The sequence below is a fragment of the Haloferax sp. Atlit-109R genome (assembly GCF_003665865.1).
Classification (GTDB): domain Archaea; phylum Halobacteriota; class Halobacteria; order Halobacteriales; family Haloferacaceae; genus Haloferax; species Haloferax volcanii.
Map to the genome: position 1 here is coordinate 1,007,689 of NZ_QPLO01000002.1, position 20,629 is coordinate 1,028,317.

Annotated in this window: 24 protein-coding genes; 18 read left to right on the plus strand and 6 right to left on the minus strand. The window is 68.1% G+C overall.

The window, feature by feature from the left end; translation table 11 throughout:
* Positions 1-13 precede the first annotated feature (13 nt).
* From DVK03_RS13660 to nasA, 4 genes are all read right to left on the minus strand, one after another.
* Positions 14-217 (minus strand): hypothetical protein, encoded by a 204-nt coding sequence (locus DVK03_RS13660; RefSeq protein ID WP_115803252.1) that lies wholly within the window; start codon positions 215-217, stop codon positions 14-16.
* Between the two features lie 2 nt (positions 218-219).
* Positions 220-1,974 carry a nitrite/sulfite reductase gene (locus DVK03_RS13665; protein WP_115803253.1) on the minus strand — a complete coding sequence of 585 codons (1,755 nt, stop codon included), beginning with the start codon at positions 1,972-1,974 and terminating at the stop codon, positions 220-222.
* 265 nt (positions 1,975-2,239) lie between these two features.
* Positions 2,240-2,872, minus strand: coding sequence for a molybdenum cofactor guanylyltransferase (locus tag DVK03_RS13670; RefSeq protein WP_004062986.1), 633 nt, complete (start codon positions 2,870-2,872; stop codon positions 2,240-2,242).
* 58 nt (positions 2,873-2,930) lie between these two features.
* The gene (gene nasA / locus DVK03_RS13675; protein WP_115803254.1) at positions 2,931-5,072 is read right to left on the minus strand and encodes an assimilatory nitrate reductase NasA; all 2,142 of its coding nucleotides are present in this window, start codon (positions 5,070-5,072) and stop codon (positions 2,931-2,933) included.
* Positions 5,073-5,395: 323 nt separating this feature from the next.
* On the opposite strand from nasA, the gene DVK03_RS13680 reads away from it, so the two are divergent.
* The 3 genes from DVK03_RS13680 to DVK03_RS13690 all read left to right on the plus strand — a co-directional run bounded on the left by DVK03_RS13680 (position 5,396) and on the right by DVK03_RS13690 (position 7,914).
* Complete coding sequence (locus DVK03_RS13680; protein WP_115803255.1) at positions 5,396-6,814, plus strand: ATP-binding protein; 1,419 nt, start codon at positions 5,396-5,398, stop codon at positions 6,812-6,814.
* A 66-nt stretch (positions 6,815-6,880) separates the two neighbouring features.
* The gene (locus DVK03_RS13685) at positions 6,881-7,705 is read left to right on the plus strand and encodes an MBL fold metallo-hydrolase (protein WP_115803256.1); all 825 of its coding nucleotides are present in this window, start codon (positions 6,881-6,883) and stop codon (positions 7,703-7,705) included.
* A complete protein-coding gene (locus DVK03_RS13690) occupies positions 7,702-7,914 on the plus strand; it encodes a hypothetical protein (protein WP_004062991.1) in 213 nt (70 codons plus the stop codon). The genes DVK03_RS13685 and DVK03_RS13690 overlap by 4 nt, the downstream gene beginning before the upstream one ends.
* A gap of 4 nt (positions 7,915-7,918) precedes the next feature.
* On the opposite strand, the gene DVK03_RS13695 is transcribed toward DVK03_RS13690, so the two are convergent.
* Entirely contained in the window at positions 7,919-8,902 is a 984-nt protein-coding gene (locus DVK03_RS13695; RefSeq protein WP_115803257.1) for a DUF5787 family protein, read from the minus strand.
* 225 nt (positions 8,903-9,127) lie between these two features.
* Between DVK03_RS13695 and DVK03_RS13700 the strand changes: the two genes are divergently transcribed.
* From DVK03_RS13700 to DVK03_RS20105, 12 genes are all read left to right on the plus strand, one after another.
* Entirely contained in the window at positions 9,128-9,835 is a 708-nt protein-coding gene (locus tag DVK03_RS13700) for a hypothetical protein (protein ID WP_004041783.1), read from the plus strand.
* Between the two features lie 237 nt (positions 9,836-10,072).
* The gene (locus DVK03_RS13705; protein WP_115803258.1) at positions 10,073-11,308 is read left to right on the plus strand and encodes a translation initiation factor IF-2 subunit gamma; all 1,236 of its coding nucleotides are present in this window, start codon (positions 10,073-10,075) and stop codon (positions 11,306-11,308) included.
* A 22-nt stretch (positions 11,309-11,330) separates the two neighbouring features.
* The gene (locus tag DVK03_RS13710; RefSeq protein ID WP_004062994.1) at positions 11,331-11,699 is read left to right on the plus strand and encodes a hypothetical protein; all 369 of its coding nucleotides are present in this window, start codon (positions 11,331-11,333) and stop codon (positions 11,697-11,699) included.
* Between the two features lie 7 nt (positions 11,700-11,706).
* Positions 11,707-12,279: a DNA-directed RNA polymerase gene (locus DVK03_RS13715; protein WP_004041780.1), complete on the plus strand. Its 573-nt coding sequence runs from the start codon at positions 11,707-11,709 to the stop codon at positions 12,277-12,279.
* Positions 12,279-12,476, plus strand: a complete 198-nt coding sequence (spt4, locus tag DVK03_RS13720; RefSeq protein ID WP_004041779.1) for a transcription elongation factor subunit Spt4 — start codon at positions 12,279-12,281, stop codon at positions 12,474-12,476. The genes DVK03_RS13715 and spt4 overlap by 1 nt, the downstream gene beginning before the upstream one ends.
* Before the next feature lie 13 nt (positions 12,477-12,489).
* Entirely contained in the window at positions 12,490-13,029 is a 540-nt protein-coding gene (locus tag DVK03_RS13725) for a GTP-dependent dephospho-CoA kinase family protein (RefSeq protein WP_115803259.1), read from the plus strand.
* A gap of 68 nt (positions 13,030-13,097) precedes the next feature.
* Positions 13,098-13,403, plus strand: a complete 306-nt coding sequence (locus DVK03_RS13730; RefSeq protein WP_004041777.1) for a 30S ribosomal protein S24e — start codon at positions 13,098-13,100, stop codon at positions 13,401-13,403.
* Between the two features lie 33 nt (positions 13,404-13,436).
* Positions 13,437-15,095 (plus strand): bifunctional N(6)-L-threonylcarbamoyladenine synthase/serine/threonine protein kinase, encoded by a 1,659-nt coding sequence (locus DVK03_RS13735; protein ID WP_115803260.1) that lies wholly within the window; start codon positions 13,437-13,439, stop codon positions 15,093-15,095.
* Between the two features lie 62 nt (positions 15,096-15,157).
* Positions 15,158-15,436, plus strand: a complete 279-nt coding sequence (locus DVK03_RS13740) for a DUF5808 domain-containing protein (protein WP_004041775.1) — start codon at positions 15,158-15,160, stop codon at positions 15,434-15,436.
* 54 nt (positions 15,437-15,490) lie between these two features.
* Positions 15,491-16,123 carry a non-canonical purine NTP pyrophosphatase gene (locus DVK03_RS13745; protein ID WP_004062997.1) on the plus strand — a complete coding sequence of 211 codons (633 nt, stop codon included), beginning with the start codon at positions 15,491-15,493 and terminating at the stop codon, positions 16,121-16,123.
* A gap of 160 nt (positions 16,124-16,283) precedes the next feature.
* Complete coding sequence (locus tag DVK03_RS13750; RefSeq protein ID WP_115803261.1) at positions 16,284-16,691, plus strand: ACT domain-containing protein; 408 nt, start codon at positions 16,284-16,286, stop codon at positions 16,689-16,691.
* Positions 16,692-16,924: 233 nt separating this feature from the next.
* Positions 16,925-17,098 (plus strand): hypothetical protein, encoded by a 174-nt coding sequence (locus tag DVK03_RS20105; protein WP_004041771.1) that lies wholly within the window; start codon positions 16,925-16,927, stop codon positions 17,096-17,098.
* Between the two features lie 59 nt (positions 17,099-17,157).
* On the opposite strand, the gene DVK03_RS13755 is transcribed toward DVK03_RS20105, so the two are convergent.
* A complete protein-coding gene (locus DVK03_RS13755) occupies positions 17,158-17,634 on the minus strand; it encodes a PIN domain-containing protein (protein WP_004063000.1) in 477 nt (158 codons plus the stop codon).
* 231 nt (positions 17,635-17,865) lie between these two features.
* Here DVK03_RS13755 and DVK03_RS13760 point away from each other — a divergent pair, with 231 nt between their 5' ends.
* The 3 genes from DVK03_RS13760 to DVK03_RS13770 are packed head-to-tail and all read left to right on the plus strand — an operon-like array spanning position 17,866 to position 20,480.
* A complete protein-coding gene (locus DVK03_RS13760) occupies positions 17,866-18,894 on the plus strand; it encodes a substrate-binding domain-containing protein (RefSeq protein WP_115803262.1) in 1,029 nt (342 codons plus the stop codon).
* A 24-nt stretch (positions 18,895-18,918) separates the two neighbouring features.
* The gene (locus DVK03_RS13765) at positions 18,919-19,617 is read left to right on the plus strand and encodes an ABC transporter permease (protein WP_004063002.1); all 699 of its coding nucleotides are present in this window, start codon (positions 18,919-18,921) and stop codon (positions 19,615-19,617) included.
* Positions 19,614-20,480, plus strand: a complete 867-nt coding sequence (locus DVK03_RS13770; protein WP_115803263.1) for a phosphate ABC transporter ATP-binding protein — start codon at positions 19,614-19,616, stop codon at positions 20,478-20,480. Before DVK03_RS13765 ends, DVK03_RS13770 begins: the two co-directional genes overlap by 4 nt.
* Positions 20,481-20,629: the final 149 nt, after the last annotated feature.

Here is a 20,629-nt window from a genome sequence, read left to right on the forward strand (position 1 = left end):
CGACTCTCGGAACTCAGGAACTGGTGGCGGAGTCGCTGTCCGGCCGACCGGGGGTTCCGCCGGTACCCGCGTCGGCAGCCGTTGGTTCCGCCGGGAAGAGCTCCGGCGCGACATCCGCCGAGGCGTGCTCGAACGGCGCGTCGTCGACGCGGGTGTCGGCGTCGCCGGCGGCCTCGGCGTCGTCAGCCGGGTCGTCGTGGGCGCTGCGTTCGGTCATGCTCAGTCGCTCGTGACCGCCTGTTCGGACTGCGCTTCGTCCTCGGCGAACGGGTACCACGACTGCTTCGCGTCGTGCATGTACGGCGCTTCGAACTCCGTCTCCTCGGGCACGCAGTACTCCGTGACCGCCTCGGTCCCCTCGGCGTCGACCCACTCGCGGAACGTCTGTCCGGGCTCGCGGCGCTCCGCGAACGCCTCCACGAGCGACGCGATTGCGCCCGGCACTTCGTCGGCCGGGACGCGCTGTTGAATCCAGTCGACGAACGACGGCTCCTCACCGATGCCGCCGCCGACGCCGATGTCCATCGCCTCGACCATCTCGCCGTCCTTCTGGGCGCGCATGCCGAACAGGCCGATGTCGGCCGTGTTCGCCTGCCCGCAGTCGGCGGTGCAGCCGGAGTAGTGAATCTTCAGTTGGCTCACGTCGTCGGGCACGTCCACGTTGTCGCGGAGCCACCGGAGCATCCGGGCGGTCCGGGCTTTCGTCTCCGTGAGCGCGAGCGAGCAGAACTCCGTGCCGGTACAGGCGACCGTGCCGCGCTGGAACGGGTTCGGGACGGGCGTGTGTTTGCCGAGGAGCGGCTCTGCGAGCAGGTCGTCGAGCTTCTCCTCCGGCACGTCCATCAGAAGCGGGTTCTGGCGGCGAGTGAGCCGTATTTCGCCGGAACCGTACTCGTCGGCGATGTCGGCCAGTTCGATGGCGTCCGACGCCGTGAGCCGACCGACCGCGACGCTGAGGCCGACGTAGTAGTCGCCGTTGGCCTGCTCGTGGACGCCGATGTGGTCGTGTTTCCCGTCGGACTCCGGGCGACCCGCGTTGTAGGTGTACTCGTCGCGGATGTTCTCGCCCGCAGACCGGAGTTCGAAGTCGACGTACTCCTCCTGAAGCAGGTCGCGAATCTTCTCCGTGCCCCACTCGTCGACGAAGAAGCGACTGCGGGCGCGGGCCCGAACGTCGCGGTTGCCGTGTTCGTGGTAGAGTTCGACGAAGCCGCGGACGACCTCGTAGGCGCGCTCTTCGTCGGCGACGAAGATGTCGAGGTCGCGGGCGACGCGCGGCTTCCGGGAGCCGAGGCCGCCGCCGACGCGGACGTTGAAGCCGGTGACGGTCTCGCCGTCGATTTCTTTGGTCGCGGGTTCGAGCCCCACGTCGTTTATCGAGTCCTGCGCGCAGCCCTCCCGGCAGCCGGTGACGCTGATGTTGAACTTCCGCGGCATGTTCGACAGCGCGTCGTTCCCGCGGAGGTCCTCTTGGAAGCGGTCGAGAAGCGGCTGGGATTCGACGAGTTCGTGCTTGTCGCGGCCGGCGACCGGACAGCCGGTGATGTTCCGCATCGTGTCGCCGCCCGCAGAGCGCGAGGAGACGCCCGCCGCTTCGAGCCTCTCCCAGACCTCGGGGATGTCTTCGAGTTCGAGCCAGTGGAGCTGAATCGACTGGCGGGTCGTCAGGTCGATCCACGCGTCTCCGAACTCGGGGTTCTCGACGGGGCCGGAGGCGTAGTCGCGCGCGACCTCACCGATGGCGCGAAGCTGCCCCGGTTCGAGGACGCCGTTGGCGTTCGTCAGCCGCATCATGAAGTACGAGTCCTGACCCGTCCGCTGCTGGAAGACGCCCCAGAACTTGAAGCGAGTGAACCACTTGTCTCGCTCCTCTTCGGGGATGGCGTCAACCCCCTTTTCCGCGAACTCCTCGATTTTGTCGCGGACCGCATCGCCGTAGAGCTCCGACTTCCAGGCTTCCTTCTTACTCGCCATTACCGACCACCAGTGGGCAATCGTCCACTATCCGTGTGCGTTTGGTTGCGAACTTGGTCATGTTTCGTGATAACACGACTCGATAGAAGTTGATAAGCGTATTCGTTGATAATGTGTAGAAATAGGCCACATGTTCACTATTCGTCCATTTTATAACCAAATATTCCGAATATAAGGGTATATTCTGGGCAGAAATCCGGCTGTTTATTCGACAATCTAAATATATCATAATGAACGATAGTGTAGTATATGCCTCGAACGCGGCTCACCGGCGAGGGGTGAGCGCGCGCAAGTCGTCGAAGGAGTTCACGTTGTGAAACGCGTGCGTCCCGGCGTGAGCCTCCACTTCGCGGTCGTCGAGGACGGTCACGTCGAGCGCGGACATCACGGTCTGGAGGCGCTCGTCGCCGTCGCGGATAGTGTCGGTGCAGGCGACTTCGGCAGCGCGGCAGTGAACGACCGCGGGGAGCGGTTGGGTCGTCTCGGAGACCCGCGGGACGACGCCGGCGCTGCCCTGCAAGCGGCCGAAGAGGTGCGAGATGAACCCGCTCGGGACGAGCGGCATATCGCACGGGAGGACCGCCGCGTACTCGGCGCTCGTCGCCCGCAGGGCGGTTCGCAGGCCGAAGACGGGGCCTCGGTCGGGATGCGAGTCCTCCGCGAACCGGATATCGAAGTCCAAGAGTGCGCCGGCGAGGGAGTCGCGCTGTTCGGCGCGGCAGTTGACGACGAGTTCGTCGACGACGGGGTCGAGCGAGGCGGCGACCCGGTGAATCATGGGCTGGCCGCCGACCGTAGCCGTCGCCTTGTCGATGCCGCCGAATCTGGTCGAGCGGCCGCCGGCGAGGATGATGCCCGCGCGGCCGGTGTCGAGGTGTGGGTGCGACGCGTCTGCCATTCTCAGGCGGCGGTGGGTTCGAGTTCGCGGGACCGTCCGCCGGCGGCGACGAACGCCATCAGTCGCTCACCTCGGCGGCGAGGCGGTCGGAGGCGGCTGTCGTCTCGGGGTGTTCGAGGCGGACGGCGCACTGCTTGAAGTTCGGTTCGTTCGACTGCGGGTCGACCGCAGGGCTTGTAAGTCGGTTTGTCATGGGATGGTGAATAGAGAGCCAGACGAGGCCCGGCGGGACGGCGTCGTCGGGGTCGAGCGTCGCCGGGACCGACGCCCGACGGGAGACGACGGTGGTTCGGCGGTCGCCCTCGGGGTCGACGACCGCGTCGCAGTGCGCGTCGATAGTGTCGGGATGCGCGCGGGCGACCGGCTGGTCCGGCGTGTCGCTCCGCGTGCGGACCCCGGTGTTGTACCCGTCGGCCTCGCGGCCGGTCGTGAGCGTCAGCGGGTACGACTCGTCGGCGGGTTCGGGGAGCGACGACCCCGAGAGCGCGCTGAACTGGGCCTTCCCGGACGCCGTCGGGAACGACCACGTCGGGTCGTCCGACTCCCCGTCGGCGTCGTCGTAGTAGCGGTATCCGCCCTCGCTCGTCGGGTCCGGCGCGGGCCAGCGGACAGCGCGCTCGCCGTCGAGTCGCGTGTACGACAGCCCCGAGCAGTCGGCGTCGGTGCCCTCGGTGAGGGCGGCGAACTCGTCGAACAGTTCGCTCGGTGAGACCGACGGTCTCGGGAGCAACCCGGGCGCGACGCGGGCGGCCACGTCGGCGATGATGTCGAGGTCCTGTCTGACGCCCGGCGGCGTCTCCGTGGCCGGGCGGACCCGCGAGACCGTCCGCTCCATGTTCATCGTGGTCCCCTCGGACTCTCCCCACGTCGCCGCGGGGAGCACCACGTCCGCGAGTTCGACCGTCTCCGACCGGAAGGCGTCCTGCACGACGAGGAACGAGTCGTCGAGGACCTCGCGGGCGGCCGTGGCGTCCGGGAACCCCGCGAGCGGGTTGGTGGCGACGGTCCAGATGACCGACGGCGACGACTCGAACATGCCGACCGGCCCGGGTCCGTTGTCGTCGGGGAGTCGAGAGACGGGCACGTCCCACGCCTCGGCGACGGTCCGGCGGTGGTCCGGGTGTTCGAACGGTCGGTGGCCGGGCCACGTCCCCTTCGAGGAGACCACGCGGGTGCCCATCGAGTTCGCCTGCCCGGTGAGCGAGAAGGGGCCGGACCCGGGGCCGAGGTTGCCGGAGGCGAGACAGAGGTTCACGAGCGCGCCGGCGGTCGCGGTGCCCCGGACGCTCTGGTTGACGCCCATGCCCCAGTAGACGAGCGTGGGCGCGTCGAGGAGCGACGCCAGTTTCTCGACCTCGTCGAGGGTGACGCCGGCCTCCGACGCCGCCTCCTCGACCGGGGGGAGTTCGTCGACGACGCGGTCGAACCCCTCGGTATGTTCCTCGACGAACGCCTCGTCAACGCGGTCGGTCTCGACGAGGTGTCCGAGAATCGCCTGCGCCAGCGCGAGGTCGCCGCCGGGGTCGATGGCGACGTGGTCGTCGGCGACGCCCGCGGTCTTCGTCTCGACGGGGTCGACGACGACGAGGTCGCCGTCGTCGGCCGACTGGCGAATCCACCGGAACATCACGGGGTGGGCGACCGCCGGGTTCGCCCCCCAGACGAGGTGCGTCTCCGCCTCGGGGATGTCGTCGTAGGTCGGCGGCGGCGCGTCGCTCCCGAAGGCGCGGTAGTAGGCCGTGACCGCGCTCGCCATGCAGAGCGTCGTGTTCGCGTCGTAGTGTCTGGTGCCGATACCGCCGCGAGCGAGTTTTCCGAGGGCGTAGGCGGCCTCGTTCGTCTGCTGGCCGCTGCCGAGGACGGCGACCTCGTCGGGGTCGTCGGCCATCGCGTCGCTGATAGCGTCTCCCGCGCGCGAAAGCGCGTCCGACCACGAGGTCTGCCGGAGTTCGCCGTTCTCCCTGACGAGCGGTCGCGTGAGCCACGAGCCGTCGGGGTCGGCCGACTCGCGGATGCCGCGACCGCAGGCCAGCCCGTTGTTCACGGGATGCGAGGGGTCGCCCCGGACCGCGTCGAGACCGTACGCCGTATCGGAGCCGAGGTGGACGTGGCCACAGCCGACCGCACAGCGCATGCAGGTCGTGGGGACTTGTTTCGCCACGCGACTCACCACCCACCGCTCGCGTCGAATGTACCGCATTCGGGCATATATCCCGTGCCGTTCGTGAATATCATTTCACTTTCTTGGCTCACAGTGGCGGAAGATAACCATAAAGACCTAATCGTTTAATAACGGATATTTTTCCCCACGTGTTCCGAATAAAGACACAATATACAATCGAATGAAAGGAATATAATCGCGTAAATCCCCCAATTTAAAATATGTTTTTTGATTGTTTTTCTGAAATTAATGTCTGACGGCGGTTCCGGACCGCGTTCCGTGCCATCGAGGCCGGTCGGTCGCGCGCGGCACCCGGCGGCGCTCCGACGCTCTTATGCGTCTCCCCGGGCAATTTCTGGGGGATGAGTGAACGGGCGCTCGAGGTTGTCGAGTTTCTGCTGACGGCCCACCTCTACACTGACGACCGAACGCTTGACGAAAACGACCTTCCCCCGCGGTATCGACGCGTCTTCTGGGCGGACGCCGAGGACGACGGCGACGAGGACGACTCGTCGGCCGCCGGCATCGAGCGACCGCTCGTCGTGACCGAGTCCGTCGCGCGGAAGGCGACCGGCGTCGAACACCCCTGGGACGCGATTTCCGACCTCATGTTCACCCAGCGTGAGGAGTTCTCCGGGCGTCTCTCGCTGACCCAACCCGAGATGGCGCTGGAGTGGTTCGTCAAGCGGGCCGACTACGACCGGCTCGTGACGAACCCGACGGTCGCCAAGTCGGTCGAGGACCGCGACGACGTGGACGTGACCCACGCGGACGCGAGAGAACAGACCCGGCCGATTCACGCCGACCGCGTGTGGATAGACAGCCTGCTCGACGAGTACTTCGACGACGAGGACGACGCCGAGATGCTCGACCTCGTGCAGGTCCGCGCGCCCGAGGAAATCGAGATGACGCTCGACGACCTCGTGCTCACGACGGACCAAGAGGGCGAGATTCACAAGCTGATGAAGGCCATCGAACACCGCGAGTACCTCGCGGACATCGGCCTCCGCGAAATCGGGAAAATCCTGTTCGTCGGACCGCCGGGGACCGGCAAGACCACCGTCTCGCGGGCGCTCGCCCACGAACTCGGCCTGCCGTTCGTCGAGGTGAAGCTCTCGATGATTACGAGCCAGTACCTCGGCGAGACGGCCAAGAACGTCGAGAAGACGTTCGAGGTGGCGAAGCGCCTGTCGCCGTGTATCCTCTTTATCGACGAGTTCGATTCGGTCGCCAAGACCCGCCGGTCGGACGAGCACGCGGCGCTCAAGCGCGCGGTCAACACGCTGCTCAAGAGCATCGACGACATCTCGCTGATTCGCGACGAGGTCATCCTCATCGGCGCGACCAACCACCCCGACCAGCTCGACTCGGCGGCGTGGCGGCGCTTCGACGAAATCGTCAACTTCCCCAAGCCGGACCGCGGGATGCGCGCCGACATCCTCCGCGTCATCACGAACCGGATGGACATCGACGAGTTCGACCCCTCGGCCATCGCGGACGTGACGGAGGGCCTGACCGGCTCCGACCTCCGACTCGTCCTCCGCGAGGCCGTCCTCGAAGCGCTCACCGAAGAGCGGATGGAACTCACGCAGGACGACCTGCTCGAGGCCGTCGCGGACTTCGAAGAGCGCGACAACCTGAAGAACCTCGACATGATGTCCGACTCGTCGGAACTCGTCGCGGGGTCGGAGTCCGGAGACGGTCACGACCACAGTCACGACCACGACCACGCGGACGAACACGAAGGCGAGACGCAGAAGGACGCCGGCGCGGCGCAGTAGGCGGGCGACGGGAGCGCCCGCCGCGGTCGGCCACGTTTATACCTCGCCGCCCCCGTGGTTGAATCAATGCGCGTGACCCTCCTCGGGACCGGCGACACGACCGGAACGCCCACCGTCGGGTGCGACTGCGAGACCTGCCTCGCGGCCCGCGAGCGAGGCATCGAGCGGACGCGCTTTTCGGTCCACGTCGAAAACGAGCGGACCGGCGAGTCGCTCCTCGTGGACTTCAGCCCCGACTTCCGCCACCAGTTTCTCACGCAGGACGTGCCGCTTCCCGACGAGGCCTTAGTAACTCACATTCACTTCGACCATCTCGACGGCCTCGGCAACGTTTACCGCCTCCTCGACGACCTCGCGGTCCACGCGGCCGACGAGGTCGACCCGGTCACGGGCGAGAGCGTCGCCGACGCGATTCGCTCGAAGTTCGACTACCTCGACCGCATCTCGGTCGAAGACCGGACGCCGTTCGAGTCGTTCCGCGCCTGCGGCCTCGACGTGACGTTCGTGCCGGTCGTCCACCCGCCGCTGGTCTGTTACGGCGTCGCCATCGAGGACCCCGAGACGGGTGCGAAGCTCTCGCTTTCGGGAGATACGACCTACGCGATTCCCGAGGCGTCCCGCGACGTGCTCCGGAATCCCGACCTGCTTCTCGCCGAGGCCATCGTCCCCGCGTCGGTCTGCGAGTACCACCCCATCGGCGGCGACGACTACGACGAAAACGGGGTCGCGCGGACCTTCGGCACGAAGCACATGACCCGCGAGGGGGCCATCGCGCTCGGCGAAGAACTCGACGCCGACGAGACCCGCCTCGTCCACGTCGCCCACTACTATCCCGCCGACGAGGCGTTCGAAGAGCCGCTGGCGGTCGACGGCGAGGTGTACGACCTGTGAAGCTGCGAGCCGTCGCCGAGGACACGGCGTTCAGATATCTCATGGTCGCCGGCGTCGTCGCGGCCGCGGGAAACTTCGTCCTGACGTACGTCGACACGGGTCGGCTGGACCTCGTCGGCGTCGTCGTCCAAGTCGTCTTCGTCGCCGTCATCGGCGTCGCGCTCGTCGCCTACTGGAACTACATGGAGCGGCGGGCGGACGCGGAGTGAGGCGTCAGCGATACCGGTCGAGTCCCGACTGTCTGCGGACCGCGCCGGGCGGGTCAGCGACCCAGTCCGTCCGCGACTCGCGGAGGCCGTCGCGGTCCAGTTCGGGCGGGTCGGCCGCCTCGAACGCCGGGCAGTCCGTGCCGCACTCCGAACCGGGGTCGACGACGTGGTCGAAGTGGTCGCAGACCGGGCGGCCGTCGGCGTCGACGCGGGCGCGGGCACAGCCCGGCAGGTCGTAGGCGCGCCATCCCTTGCCGTAGGCGCGCTCGGCGAGTCGGAGGCGCGCGGTTCGCTTTTCTGCGGGCGAGACGAGCGCCACGTCGGTGTGCAGCGAGTGGTACTCGACGGGTTCGACGCCGGTCGAGTCGGGCGAAAGCGGGCGAGGCTCGCGGACCACCTCGCGGTCGCCGGTGTCGGGGTCGAAGCGCCAGACGCCGACTTCCTCCGGAATGCGGTTGAGGTGCGCGCCGGTAACATAGCTCTCAGTCGTGAGAATCACTTCGTCGAAGACCGCGAGGCTCACGTCGAGGCGAAGCTGTCTGAGCAGGTCGCCGGGGCTTCCGAGGTCGGGTTTGTTCTCGATGCCGACGAGCCGGGCGAACCAGTCGTCCGGGTAGCGGGCGGCGCGGCGGACGTACTCCCTGCTCCGGCGGCGCTCGGACTCGAAGAAGCCGACCTCGACGGCGCGGTCGGTGGCGCGCCGGGCGCGACCGGGGTGGCAGTCGAAGCCGTCGCGCCAGAAGACGGCGCTGCCGGCTCCCACGTCGCTCTCGATGGCCGCCGCGGGAATCGCGCGGTCGGTGATGCGGGCGCGGTCGTCGAACCCCGGCCCCGGGACGACGGCGCACACGTCGATGATGCGGCTCCCCGGCGAGGCGACGGACGCGCCGAGTTGGCGCGCGGGGAGCCAGTCGGTCGTCTGTTCGAGGCGGGCGCAAAGCGCCAGTTCGAAGGCGAACTCCGAGGGCGACGACGCCGGAACGGGCACGTGACACGCTCGGTGGCGGAGCGGCAAAAAGGTCGCTCCCACGGCCGTCGGGTCGTGTCGGTGTTCTCGTATCTGATTTTCGGGGGGGTACCTATTTGAGACAGAGCGCGGCAGTACTGACCGATGAAGGGGGAAAACAACGAAACCCACAGTATCAGGCGGAGAGCGTACCTCGGAATCGCGGCCAGCGCGGGACTCGCAGGTCTCGCCGGTTGTAGTTCCGGAATGACCGCGAGCGCCGCGCGGGCACCGCCGCAGGTTCCCGAGGCGGCGCTCGAAGCCGGCGGCTGGGAGTACATCGGGGGACACTCCTTAGACCCGGCCTTCGAGCAGTCGGTCGGCCCGGCGAGCGTCTCCGCGGCGTTCGAGACGCTCGTCTACGAGGACATGGACCTCTCGGAGACGCTGAAGGAGAAGACGCTCGGACAGGCCGAGGGGCAGTTCTCGCTGTTCTTCGCGACGCGCGTGACGCTCGACCCGAGCCTGTCGAACCTCCCGAAAGCGGCCCGCGGGACGGTCGTCGACGTGGTCGAAGAACACGCGCGGGCGAACTACGAGGGGCAGTTAGAGGACGTGGATGTCACGGACATCGAACAGACGGGCACGCGGTCGACGACGGTCGACACCGGCGAGTCGGCGCGCGTGACCGAGTACGAAGCCACCATCGCCTTCGACGAGATTACGTTCCCGTTCACCGAGGAAAAGGAGTTCACCATCGAGGGACAGGAGTTCGACGTCAGCGGGATGCTGGCCGTCTGGGAGCACGACGGGACGATTCTCGTCGCCGGCGGCGCACACCCCGGCGAGAACATCGAACTCAGCGTGACCAAGGAGCCGACCGAGGCCATCGAAGTCTCGGTCGACATCGACCTCGGCCTCACGCCCGACGCCTACCGCGAGGAGCTTCAGTCGCTCGTCGCGGGCGTCGAATAACCGGCAACGCCCGGAGCCGACAGCGATTCGAGGGGTTACTCGAATCGGTTCGCGAACCGTCGTGCCGGGGGGCACGACCACCCATTTTTCGAGCCGTCACCGGGACCGGGAGACGCCGCTGAATCGCCGCGCGCGGTGTGTGACCGCCCGACGCGGCCACAGCGTCGCCGCTCCGAGAACAGCACCTTTATCAGTCGTTCGGAGCCAAGTTCACGCAAGATTACTCTCAGGAGGTCAATGGTGACGAAAAACCCACAACAACCGGAGGTGAACATCGGACTCGTCGGTCACGTCGACCACGGAAAGACGACGCTCGTTCAAGCGTTGTCCGGCTCGTGGACGGACCAGCACTCGGAGGAGATGAAGCGCGGTATCTCCATCCGACTCGGGTACGCCGACGCGACGTTCCGTCAGATTCCCGGCGTTGACGCGCCGGAGTGTTACACGGTCGAAGAGGAGACGGAAGACGGCGAGGAGACGGACGTACTCCGCACCGTCTCGTTCGTCGACGCGCCCGGCCACGAGACGCTCATGGCGACCATGCTCTCTGGTGCCGCCATCATGGACGGTGCCATCCTGCTCGTGAGCGCGACAGAGGACGTGCCGCAGGCCCAGACGGCCGAGCATCTGATGGCGCTCGACATCATCGGCATCGAGAACATCGTCATCGCGCAGAACAAGGTCGACCTCGTCGACCGCGAGCGAGCCGTCGACAACTACGAACAGATACAGGAGTTCGTGGAGGGTACGGTGGCCGAAGACGCGCCCATCGTCCCTATCAGCGCCCAGCAGGAGGTCAATCTCGACCTCCTCATCGAGGCCATCGAGGAGGAGATTCCGACGCCCGACCGCGACGAGACCGAAGACAGCCAGATGTACGTCGCGCGCAGCTTCGACATCAACCGCCCGGGGACGACCTGGGACGGCCTCGCGGGCGGCGTCATCGGCGGCAGCGTCGTCGCCGGCAAGCTCGAAGCGGGCGACGAACTCGAACTCCGCCCCGGCCGCGAGGTCGACGAGGAGGGCCAGACCGAGTGGCGCTCCATCACGACCGAAATCCGCTCGCTCCAGGCGGGCGGCAACATGGTCGACGAGGTCCGCCCCGGCGGGCTCTGCGGCGTCGGGACCGGTCTCGACCCGAGCTTCACGAAGGGCGACGCGCTCGCGGGACAGGTCGCCGGCGAGCCCGGCACGCTCCCGCCGACGCGCGAGCAGTTCACCATGGACGTGGAACTGCTCGACCGCGTCGTCGGCGGCGAGGAAGGCGAGGGTATCGACGAGATATCCACCGGCGAGCCCCTGATGCTCACCGTCGGCACCGCGACCACGGTCGGCGCGGTGACGAGCGCGCGAAGCGGCGAGGCGGAAGTCTCGCTCAAGCGCCCCGTCTGCGCCGAGGAGGGCGCGAAGATAGCCATCAACCGCCGCGTGGGCGCTCGCTGGCGGCTCATCGGTATCGGGACGCTCAAGTGACGTGACCGCCACCGTAGTCGTCATGGACACGAACGCGCTCATGATGCCGGTCGAACTCGACGTCCGCGTGTTCGACGAACTCGACCGGCTGCTCGCGGCCGACGCGGACCTCGTGGTCCCCACGGCCGTCCTCGACGAGCTGGAGAAGCTCTCGTCGGGCGGCGGGACCGAAGGCGTCGCGGCGAGCGTGGGCGCGGACCTGGCGACCCGGTGCCGGGCGGTCGAAACCGAGGAATCGTACGCCGACGACGCGGTCGTCGAACTCGCCGAATCGGGCGAGGTCGACTACGTCGTCACGAACGACAAGCCCCTCCGTGACCGGGTGCTCGACTGCGGGATTCCCGTCGTCGGCATCCGGGGGCACGCCACGCTGGCAATCACGGAACCTTAACGAAACTATGTACAAACGGGTACGACTCAAAGATACAGTCGAAGTCCCACCCCGACACCTGGGCGACGTGACGCCCGAGCGGGTCAAGCGACTGTTGCAGGACAAGTTGGAAGGACGGATGGACGAGGACGTGGGGAGCGTCGTGAGCGTCGTGAACGTCAACGACATCGGCGAGGGCACCGTGCTGCCCAACCGCCCCGGCGTCTACTACGAGGCCGACTTCGACGCCATCACCTACGACCCCGACATGCAGGAGGTCGTCGACGGCATCGTGGTCGAAGTCGTCGAGTTCGGTGCCTTCGTCGGCATCGGCCCGGTCGACGGGCTGCTGCACGTCTCGCAGATATCCGACGAATACCTCGCCTACGACGGCGAGAACCAGCAGCTCGCGTCGACCGAGTCCAACCAGACGCTCGCCGTCGACGACGAGGTGCGCGCCCGCATCGTCACCAAGAGCATCGACGAGCGCAACCCGCGCGACTCGAAGATCGGCCTCACGGCCAAACAGCCGGGGCTCGGCAAGCACGGCTGGCTCGAATCGAAGCGCCAGCAGAGCGAGGCCTCGGCGGAGGGTAACTGATGGCGAAGCCCCGTCTCGCCTGCCGCGAGTGCCACTTCGTCAACGACCCGGACAAACAGACCTGCGAGAACTGCGGGTCGAGCAGTCTCACCGAGGACTGGGCGGGCTACGTCGTCATCACCCATCCCGAAGACAGCGAAATCGCCACCGAGATGAACGTCACCGAACCCGGCGGCTACGCGCTGAAGGTCCGCTGAGGGTCCGCTGAGCATGCTCACCCTGCCGACGGCGCTTCGGGCGGCGTTCAAAGAGCCGTTCGGCCCGGTGTACGCCGAGGCCGACGACCTGCTGGCAGACGCATCCAGCGAGGACGCGGACGCGCCGCTCGTCGCCGTCGGCGACGTCGTCACCTTCCACCTCCGCCGCGCCGGTCGCCCGCCGGACGTGGCCGTCGTCGACGGCAAGACGAAACGCGAGGCCGTCGGCGAGGAGATTCGGCGGGCGGTCGAGACCGGCCGCCTCGTCGAGGTCGAAAACGAACCGGGCACCGTCTCCGTCGCCCTCGTCGAGGCGCTCGTGGCCGCGCTCGACGACCCCGAGCCGACGACGCTCCTCGTCGAGGGCGAAGAGGACCTCGCCACGCTCCCGGCGGTGCTCGCCGCGCCCGTCGGTTCGACCGTCGTCTACGGCCAGCCTGACGAGGGAATGGTCCGCGTCGCCGTCACCGACGCGGCCAAAAGCGAGATGCGGGACCTCCTCGCGCGGTTCGACGGCGACTTCGACGCCGTCGTCGCGCCCATCGACGCCTGAGACGCGGGCGCGCTCGTCCCTTCGAAATCCTTTTACTTGCTTCGGAGGGAATTACGGGTAACTGAACCATGGATATCGAAATCATCTCCGAGGAGGAGAACCCCATGTTGCACCGGACGGACGTTCGATTCGAGATCGTCCACGAGGAAGCGACGCCCTCTCGTCTGTCGGTCCGCGACTCGCTCGCGGCCAAGCTGAACAAGGACTCCGACGAGGTCGTCGTCCACGAACTCGACACGAAGTTCGGCATGCGCAAGACCGCGGGCTACGCGAAGGTCTACGAGAGCCCCGAGTTCGCGCGCGACGTCGAGCAGGACCACATGCTCGAGCGCAACAAGATTACCGACGCCGAAGTCGAAGCCGAAGAGGCGTAGTCTCGGCTTCCGACCGCCGTTTCTTCACACTCGATGCGCATTCTCGGAATCGAAGGTACAGCGTGGGCCGCGAGCGCCGCGGTTTTCGAGACCGACGACCCCGACGCGCTCCGCTCCGGTACCGGACGGACGCCCGACCCCGCGGTCGACCACGTCTTCATCGAATCTGACCCCTACCAGCCCGACAGCGGCGGCATCCACCCGCGCGAGGCCGCAGAGCACATGGGGACCGCCATCCCCGAGGTCGTCGAGACCGCGCTCGAACACGCCGCGGCGCGACACGACGGCGACGGCCCCGTCGTCGACGGCGTCGCCTTCTCTCGCGGCCCCGGTCTGGGGCCGTGTCTCCGCATCGTCGGCACCGCGGCCCGCTCGGTCGCCCAGACGCTCGACGTGCCGTTGCTGGGCGTCAACCACATGGTCGCGCACCTCGAAATCGGCCGCTACCAGTCCGGCTTCGACTCGCCGGTGTGTCTGAACGCCTCGGGCGCGAACGCCCACCTGCTCGGCTACCACAACGGCCGCTACCGCGTCCTCGGCGAGACGATGGACACCGGCGTCGGCAACGCCCTCGACAAGTTCACCCGCCACGTCGGCTGGACCCACCCCGGCGGCCCGAAGGTCGAGGCGGCCGCGGAGGACGGCGACTACGTCGAACTGCCGTACGTCGTCAAAGGGATGGACTTCTCGTTTTCCGGCATCATGAGCGCCGCGAAGGACGAGGCGGACGCGGGCACGCCCGTCCCCGACATCTGCGCCGGTCTCCAAGAGACCGTCTTCGCCATGCTCACCGAGGTGGCCGAGCGCGCCCTGTCGCTGACGGGGACGGACGAACTCGTCCTCGGCGGCGGCGTGGGCCAGAACGCCCGCCTGCGCGAGATGCTCGCGGAGATGTGCGACCAGCGCGGCGCGGAGTTCCACGCGCCCGAACCGCGGTTCCTCCGCGACAACGCCGGCATGATAGCCGCCCTCGGCGCGCGGATGCTCGCCGCGGGCGACACGCTCGCGGTCGAGGAATCGACCGTGGACCCGAACTTCCGCCCCGACCAGGTCGAAGTGACGTGGCGCGGCGCGGACGAGTCGGTCGCGCGCGCCTACACCGACGACGGCGCGATTCGCGGGGCCGAGGCGACCGTCGACATCGGTACCGAGGAGGTCGTCAAGCGGCGCGTCCCGAAGACGTACCGCCACCCGGAACTGGACGACAGGCTCCGACGCGAGCGTACGAAGGCGGAGGCGCGGCTGACGAGCGACGCCCGGCGCGCCGGCGTTCGGACGCCCGTCATTCAGGACATAGACCCCGTCGACGGGGTCATCGCGTTCCAGCGGGTCGGCGATGCCGACCTCGCGGAGCGCCTCGACCCCGAGGCCGTCCGCGTCGTCGGCGAGTACCTCGCGCGACTCCACGAGGCCGGTATCGTCCACGGCGACCCGACGACGCGGAACGTCCGTGTCGGAACGGGGCCGGACGGCGACCCGCGCGTGTATCTCATCGACTTCGGCCTCGGCTTCCACACGGGCCACGTCGAGGACCACGCGATGGACCTCCACGTGTTCGCCCAGAGCGTCCAGGGGACCGCCGCCGACGCCGACCCGCTCATCGACGCGCTCGAAGCGGGCTACGAGGCCGTCGGTTCGGCCGAGGTCATCGCCCGGTTGCGCGAGGTCGAGTCGCGCGGCCGGTACCGGTAGGCCGCCGTCGAACTCGTCGGAAGGCCAAAACGATTTATCCCGAGCCGGCGTATCCGTCACACATGGCAGACAAACCGCAGCGCGGAACGCTTTTCGGCATCCCGTACAACTTCGAGCGCCCGAGCGCCGGCCGACTGCTCTCGTCGTACTGGCAGCCCGGCAAGGGCATGCTGGTCGAAAAGCCGTTCGGCATCGGCTACACGCTGAACCTCGCGAGCTGGCGGTCGTGGGTCGTCCTCCTCGTCGCCGGCGGCCTCCTCTGGAACGAGCGCCAGAAGGCGGAAGAGACGGAAGACGAGGCCGAGGCCGACGACGGCCCCGTCGAAGTCATCGTCGACTGAGGCGACGCGACCGACACCGACGACTTTTCCACGTCCGCCCGCGGAGGGCCGGACGTGCTCCGATACGTCACCACGAACGCGGGGAAGGTCCGCGAGGCGCTTTCGTACCTCGACGACGACGTGACCCAACTCGACTTCGACTACACCGAGGTGCAGGCGTCCGACCTCGGCCCCATCGCGGCCCACGGCGCGCGCGAGGCCTACCGCTACGCCGACGAGCCGGTGCTCGTGGACGACGCCGGCCTCTTCATCGACGGCTTCGAGGGCTTTCCCGGCCCGTACTCCTCGTACGTCGAAGACACCCTCGGCGTCGAGGCGGTTCACCGACTGGCCGCGGCCGAGCTCGACGAGCCCCGCCGGGCCTCGTTCCGCTGCGTCCTCGCGTACTGCGACGGCGAGCCGTTCGAGGCGAGTCCGGACCCGATAGACCGCGACGACCGGACCGTGGCGGCCGCACGCGGCGCGGAACAGGACGCAGAAGAGACGGAGGCGCTCCCGGTGAAGCTCTTTACCGGAAGCGTCAACGGCCGCATCGTCCCGCCGCGCGGCGAGGGCGGCTTCGGCTACGACCCCATCTTCGAACACGATGGCGCGACGTTCGCGGAGATGAGCGCCGAGGAGAAAAACGGCATCTCCCATCGCGGGCGGGCGTTAGCGAAGTTCGCGACGTGGTACGCCGAGAGATAGCGAGGCGAACGTCGTCGGGCGCGGAGCGTCCGACGGAAGTACGCCGAACGGTAGTGAGGCGTCCGTCGAAAGTCGCTGATTGTCGGCCAGACGCTGAACCGGAGTCGTCGACCGCGTCGCCAGTCGCTACGCTTACCTCGCCGGAGCGACCCCGAGACGCATGGACCCCAGCGACTTCTTCGAGGGCGGGACCGTGACCGTCTCGGCGGCGACCTACGCGGTCGTCAAGACCGAACGGAGTGACCCGGACGCCTTCGCGACGATTCGAGACGGAACCGAGACGACTGTCGTCGTCGAGGAGGGACGCGTCGACGAGGCGGCGGCCGTCGAAATCGAGCGGGGCTGGAAGCGACTCACCTTCGAGATGGTCCTGCCGTTCGAACTCGTCGGCTTTCTGGCGCGGGTCGCGGGCGCGCTCGCCGCGGAAGATATCTCGGTGTTCGCGCTGTCGGCGTACTCGACCGACCACGTGCTCGTCCGGGAGGGCGACGTGGCGGCGGCCGCGACGAAGCTCGAATCGCTCGGGTGTGCCGTCGAGCGCGCCGAGGACTCCGGCGGCGGGAACTAACGCCGGTCCCGGCTCGCGAGCGAACAGTTTGATACGTTCGGCGGTGCCACATTAGCCGTGATGGTTCCCGACTGCGACGACTCCCTCCCACTCGTCACCGACCCCGGCCAGACCGACCGCGCGCGCACCGCCCGAGTGAGAGCCGACCCTCGCCCCGGCCCCGACTTCGACCCCGTCACGACCCACAATCGCGGGGGGTCACGCTCAGGCATCGCGGGCGCGTACGGAGACGCATGAACCGAGCGAACGTCGTCGCCGCCGGCGCGGCCAGCGGCTACGGCATCGCCGTCTTCGCCGCCATCGCGGTGTTCTTCGGCGACGCCTCGCAGGGCCTCGGTGTTGCCGTCGGCTTCGGTCTCGTGACCGTCCTCGCCATCTTCGCGGTGACCCGCGTCCTCAACGACTGACCCGACAGGCGGTCAGCGACAGAGCCGACACGGGTGGTCGATTGGGGCGGCGCGAGCGACTACGCCCGCGGGTCGCGGTCCGGCCCGGGGTACGGCCCGCCTTCGACCTCGGCGTAGAGACTCTCCGGCGCGAACAGCGACGCGAACGCCTTCGGATGGCGGACGCTGACCGGGAAGCGACCGCCGAGCGCCGCGCCCGCCTGCGCCGAGCTAAGCCGGTCGTCGAACGTGAGGAGATGCATCGCGCCGCCGCGGTAGGCCGACGCAAGCGCGGGGTTGTCGCCGTCCGGATGGGCGACGAGTTCGGCCCACGAGTCGGTTTTCTCGCGCCAGTCGGCCGCGAGGTCGGCGTCCGCGAGCGACGAGACGACCGCCTCGGCGTCGTCGAGGAGCGGGTCGCTGGCGACGAGCGTCGTCCACGAGTGTCGCCGCAGGTGGTCGAGCGCCGCTCTCGCGGGGCCATCGACGAGCAGGTCGGCCGCGAGCACGTCGGCGTCGGCGACGACCCGCGCGGGCGAGGGCTCCGTCTCAGGCATCGTCGCCTCGGCGGGCGCGAAGCGCCTCGCTGATGTCGGCTTCGGTGGTGTCGTAGGCGGCGGCGCGGGCGAAAAGCGACTCCCAGCTCATGGCCGTCTCCACGGGGCGAGTCGAAAAGAATCCGACGCAACCGGATTCGGGGTCGAATCGTTACGATGCACCGGTATTGAAATTATTTGTGATTACGTTGCGTGGGAAACAGTTAATTCGCGTTCGGCGAACCACAATGCATGGCGATAGAGCGACGGCGTTTCTTACAGGCTGCTGGTGTCGGTGCGGTTCTCGGACTGAGCGGATGCACGGGGAACACGAGTCCCCCGCAGGCGAACAACGAGACCGCCGAGGGCTCTGGCGGGAGCGAAAGCGGTGACGGTTCGACCCAAGAGCTGACGCTGGCGACGACGACGAGCACGTACGACACGGGGCTGCTCGACGCCCTGAACCCGGTGTTCGAGGAGAAGTTCAACGCTCGGGTGAAAACCATCTCACAGGGGACCGGCGCGGCAATCGAGACGGCGCGAAACGGCGACGCGGACGTGATTCTCGTCCACGCCCGCGGCGCGGAAGACGAGTTCCTGCAAGATGGCTACGGCGTCAACCGCCGCGACGTGATGTTCAACGACTTCGTCGTCGTCGGGCCGGCGGACGACCCCGCGGGCATCTCGGGAATGGAGAGCGCGGCCGACGCCTTTGCGACCGTCGCGGACGCCGGGGCGACGTTCGTCTCCCGCGGCGACGACTCCGGGACGAACAAGAAGGAACTGCTCATCTGGGAGGCCGCCGGCGTCGAGCCGTCGGGGACGTGGTACCGAGAAATCGGCAAGGGCATGGGCGACACGCTCGTGCAGGCCGACCAGTCGGGCGCGTACACGCTCTCCGACCGCGGGACGTTCCTCGCGACGCAGGACAACATCGACCTCGAAATTCAGGTGCAGGGCCCGCTCAAGGGCGGTCCGACCATCCTGAAGAACCCCTACGGCGTCATCCCGGTGAACCCCGCGAAGTACCCCGACGTGAACTACTCGCTGGCGATGGCCTACGCCGGCTTCCTCACGAGCCCCGAGGGACAGGAGATAATCAGCAACTACACGGCCAACGGGTCGCAGTTGTTCTTCCCCAACGCGCTCTCGGAGGACCCGCAGTTCGGCCAGTACGTCCCCGAGAACTACGACGGCGGGGAGAACGCCTCGTCGTCGGCGTCGGTCTCCGACGCGCAGTTCGAGTCGTGGGTGGCACAGCACGTCCCCGAGGACTTTTAGTCCGACCGGACCCCACCACCGCCCGTGTTCGCCCTCGGCGACCTGAACCTCACCTACCTCGTCAGCATCACGGCCGTCTCGCTGTACGTGAGTACCGCGGCGGTCGCGCTGAGCGCCGCGCTCGGCCTACCAATCTCGCTGGCGGTCGGGTTCCGCGACTTCTACGGGAAGTCGGTCGTCACCTCCGTCATCTCGACGGGGATGGGCTTTCCGAGCGTCGTCGTGGGGCTCGTCGTCCTCTTGGTGCTGTCCCGGTCCGGGCCGCTCGGGACGTTCGAACTGCTGTTCACGCCCGAGGCGATGATTCTCTCGCAGACCATCCTCGCGCTCCCCGTCCTCGTGAGCGTCTCGCTGTCGGCGGTCCAGTCGGTTCCGCAGGACCTCAGAGACGCCGCGTTCGCCGCCGGCGGCACCTCGACCGACGTCGCCCTGTTGGTCGTCCGCGAGGCGCGCTACGGCATCGTCACGGCGCTTCTGGCCGCCTACGGCCGCGCCATCAGCGAGGTCGGCTCGGTCCTCATCGTCGGCGGAAACATCGTCTTCTCGGACAGCACGTCGTTCACCCGGACGCTCACGACGGCCATCACCGTCGAGGCGCGGAAGGGGAACATCGAGACGGGCATCGCCCTCGGAGCCATCCTGCTCGCGCTCGTCCTCGGCGTGAACGCCCTCGGCGCGCGCTTCCGCGACCGGACCCCGGGACGGAACGGGAGGGGACGATGACGACCGAGCGACCGGGTGCCGGCGATTCGGGTTCCGAGAAGCCCGACGAGACCGCCGCGCCCGACCCGGCGGCGAACGGCGCGCGGCGGAGCAAGACCCGACTCGCGGCCCGCAGCCTCGGCCACGGCTTCGGCGACGGCGCGGTGCTGGAGGATATCTCGCTCGCCGTCGAACCGGGCGAGATTCTCGCCGTCGTCGGCCCCTCGGGCACGGGGAAGACGACGCTCTTCCGACTGCTCGCCATGTTCGAGCGTCCCGGCGAGGGGACGGTCGAGGTCGGCGGCGACGACGTGTGGGACCTCCCCGAGGCCCGCCGGCTGGCGGTCAGACGCCGGGTCGGGATGGCGTTTCAGACGCGGAGCCTCTTTTCGACGACGGTCGAGGAGAACGTCTCCTACGGGCTTCGAGTCCGTCGGTCGTGGTCGGCTCGCGTCCGCGACGCGGTCGAGGGACTGTTCGGCCGCGACGAGCCGTCCGAGACGGTCAGAGACGCGCTTCGGACCGTCGGAATGTTCGACAAAGTCGGCCGCGACGCCGGCTCGCTGTCGGCGGGCGAGGCCCAGCGCGTCGCCATCGCGCGGGCGCTCGCGCCCGACCCCGACGTGTTGCTGCTGGACGAGCCGACGTCGAATCTCGACCCGCGGAACACCGCCGCCATCGAGTCAGCGATGCGGGCGGCGCGGGACCGCGGCATCGCCGTCGCACTCGCGACCCACGACATGCAACAGGCTCGGCGGGTGTCGGACCGGACGGCCGTCATCCTCGGCGGGACGTGCATCGAGTCGGGGCCGACCGACGCGGTGTTCGAGTCGCCGGACGACGACCGAGTCCGCCAGTTCGTCGAGGGGAAACTCGTCTACTGAACGCGGGCTGACCGCCGCGGTCTCGTCGGTGGTATAACAGCACATATTGCGGGTAGATGGCGTGTGACTCCCGTCTGACGCAGATTTAAGGTTCCCCATACGTACCCGAGTATGGGGCGCGTATTCGGCCTTCGTTCCCATCCTCCCAC

Bases quoted from the DNA above. Each gene is read 5' to 3' on its own strand.
- DVK03_RS13660 (WP_115803252.1), bottom strand. From the start codon at position 217: ATGACCGAACGCAGCGCCCACGACGACCCGGCTGACGACGCCGAGGCC.
- DVK03_RS13665 (WP_115803253.1), bottom strand. From the start codon at position 1,974: ATGGCGAGTAAGAAGGAAGCCTGGAAGTCGGAGCTCTACGGCGATGCG.
- DVK03_RS13670 (WP_004062986.1), bottom strand. From the start codon at position 2,872: ATGGCAGACGCGTCGCACCCACACCTCGACACCGGCCGCGCGGGCATC.
- nasA (WP_115803254.1), bottom strand. From the start codon at position 5,072: ATGCGGTACATTCGACGCGAGCGGTGGGTGGTGAGTCGCGTGGCGAAA.
- DVK03_RS13680 (WP_115803255.1), top strand. From the start codon at position 5,396: ATGAGTGAACGGGCGCTCGAGGTTGTCGAGTTTCTGCTGACGGCCCAC.
- DVK03_RS13685 (WP_115803256.1), top strand. From the start codon at position 6,881: ATGCGCGTGACCCTCCTCGGGACCGGCGACACGACCGGAACGCCCACC.
- DVK03_RS13700 (WP_004041783.1), top strand. From the start codon at position 9,128: ATGACCGCGAGCGCCGCGCGGGCACCGCCGCAGGTTCCCGAGGCGGCG.
- DVK03_RS13705 (WP_115803258.1), top strand. From the start codon at position 10,073: ATGGTGACGAAAAACCCACAACAACCGGAGGTGAACATCGGACTCGTC.
- DVK03_RS13710 (WP_004062994.1), top strand. From the start codon at position 11,331: ATGGACACGAACGCGCTCATGATGCCGGTCGAACTCGACGTCCGCGTG.
- DVK03_RS13715 (WP_004041780.1), top strand. From the start codon at position 11,707: ATGTACAAACGGGTACGACTCAAAGATACAGTCGAAGTCCCACCCCGA.
- spt4 (WP_004041779.1), top strand. From the start codon at position 12,279: ATGGCGAAGCCCCGTCTCGCCTGCCGCGAGTGCCACTTCGTCAACGAC.
- DVK03_RS13725 (WP_115803259.1), top strand. From the start codon at position 12,490: ATGCTCACCCTGCCGACGGCGCTTCGGGCGGCGTTCAAAGAGCCGTTC.
- DVK03_RS13730 (WP_004041777.1), top strand. From the start codon at position 13,098: ATGGATATCGAAATCATCTCCGAGGAGGAGAACCCCATGTTGCACCGG.
- DVK03_RS13735 (WP_115803260.1), top strand. From the start codon at position 13,437: ATGCGCATTCTCGGAATCGAAGGTACAGCGTGGGCCGCGAGCGCCGCG.
- DVK03_RS13740 (WP_004041775.1), top strand. From the start codon at position 15,158: ATGGCAGACAAACCGCAGCGCGGAACGCTTTTCGGCATCCCGTACAAC.
- DVK03_RS13750 (WP_115803261.1), top strand. From the start codon at position 16,284: ATGGACCCCAGCGACTTCTTCGAGGGCGGGACCGTGACCGTCTCGGCG.
- DVK03_RS20105 (WP_004041771.1), top strand. From the start codon at position 16,925: ATGAACCGAGCGAACGTCGTCGCCGCCGGCGCGGCCAGCGGCTACGGC.
- DVK03_RS13755 (WP_004063000.1), bottom strand. From the start codon at position 17,634: ATGCCTGAGACGGAGCCCTCGCCCGCGCGGGTCGTCGCCGACGCCGAC.
- DVK03_RS13760 (WP_115803262.1), top strand. From the start codon at position 17,866: ATGGCGATAGAGCGACGGCGTTTCTTACAGGCTGCTGGTGTCGGTGCG.
- DVK03_RS13770 (WP_115803263.1), top strand. From the start codon at position 19,614: ATGACGACCGAGCGACCGGGTGCCGGCGATTCGGGTTCCGAGAAGCCC.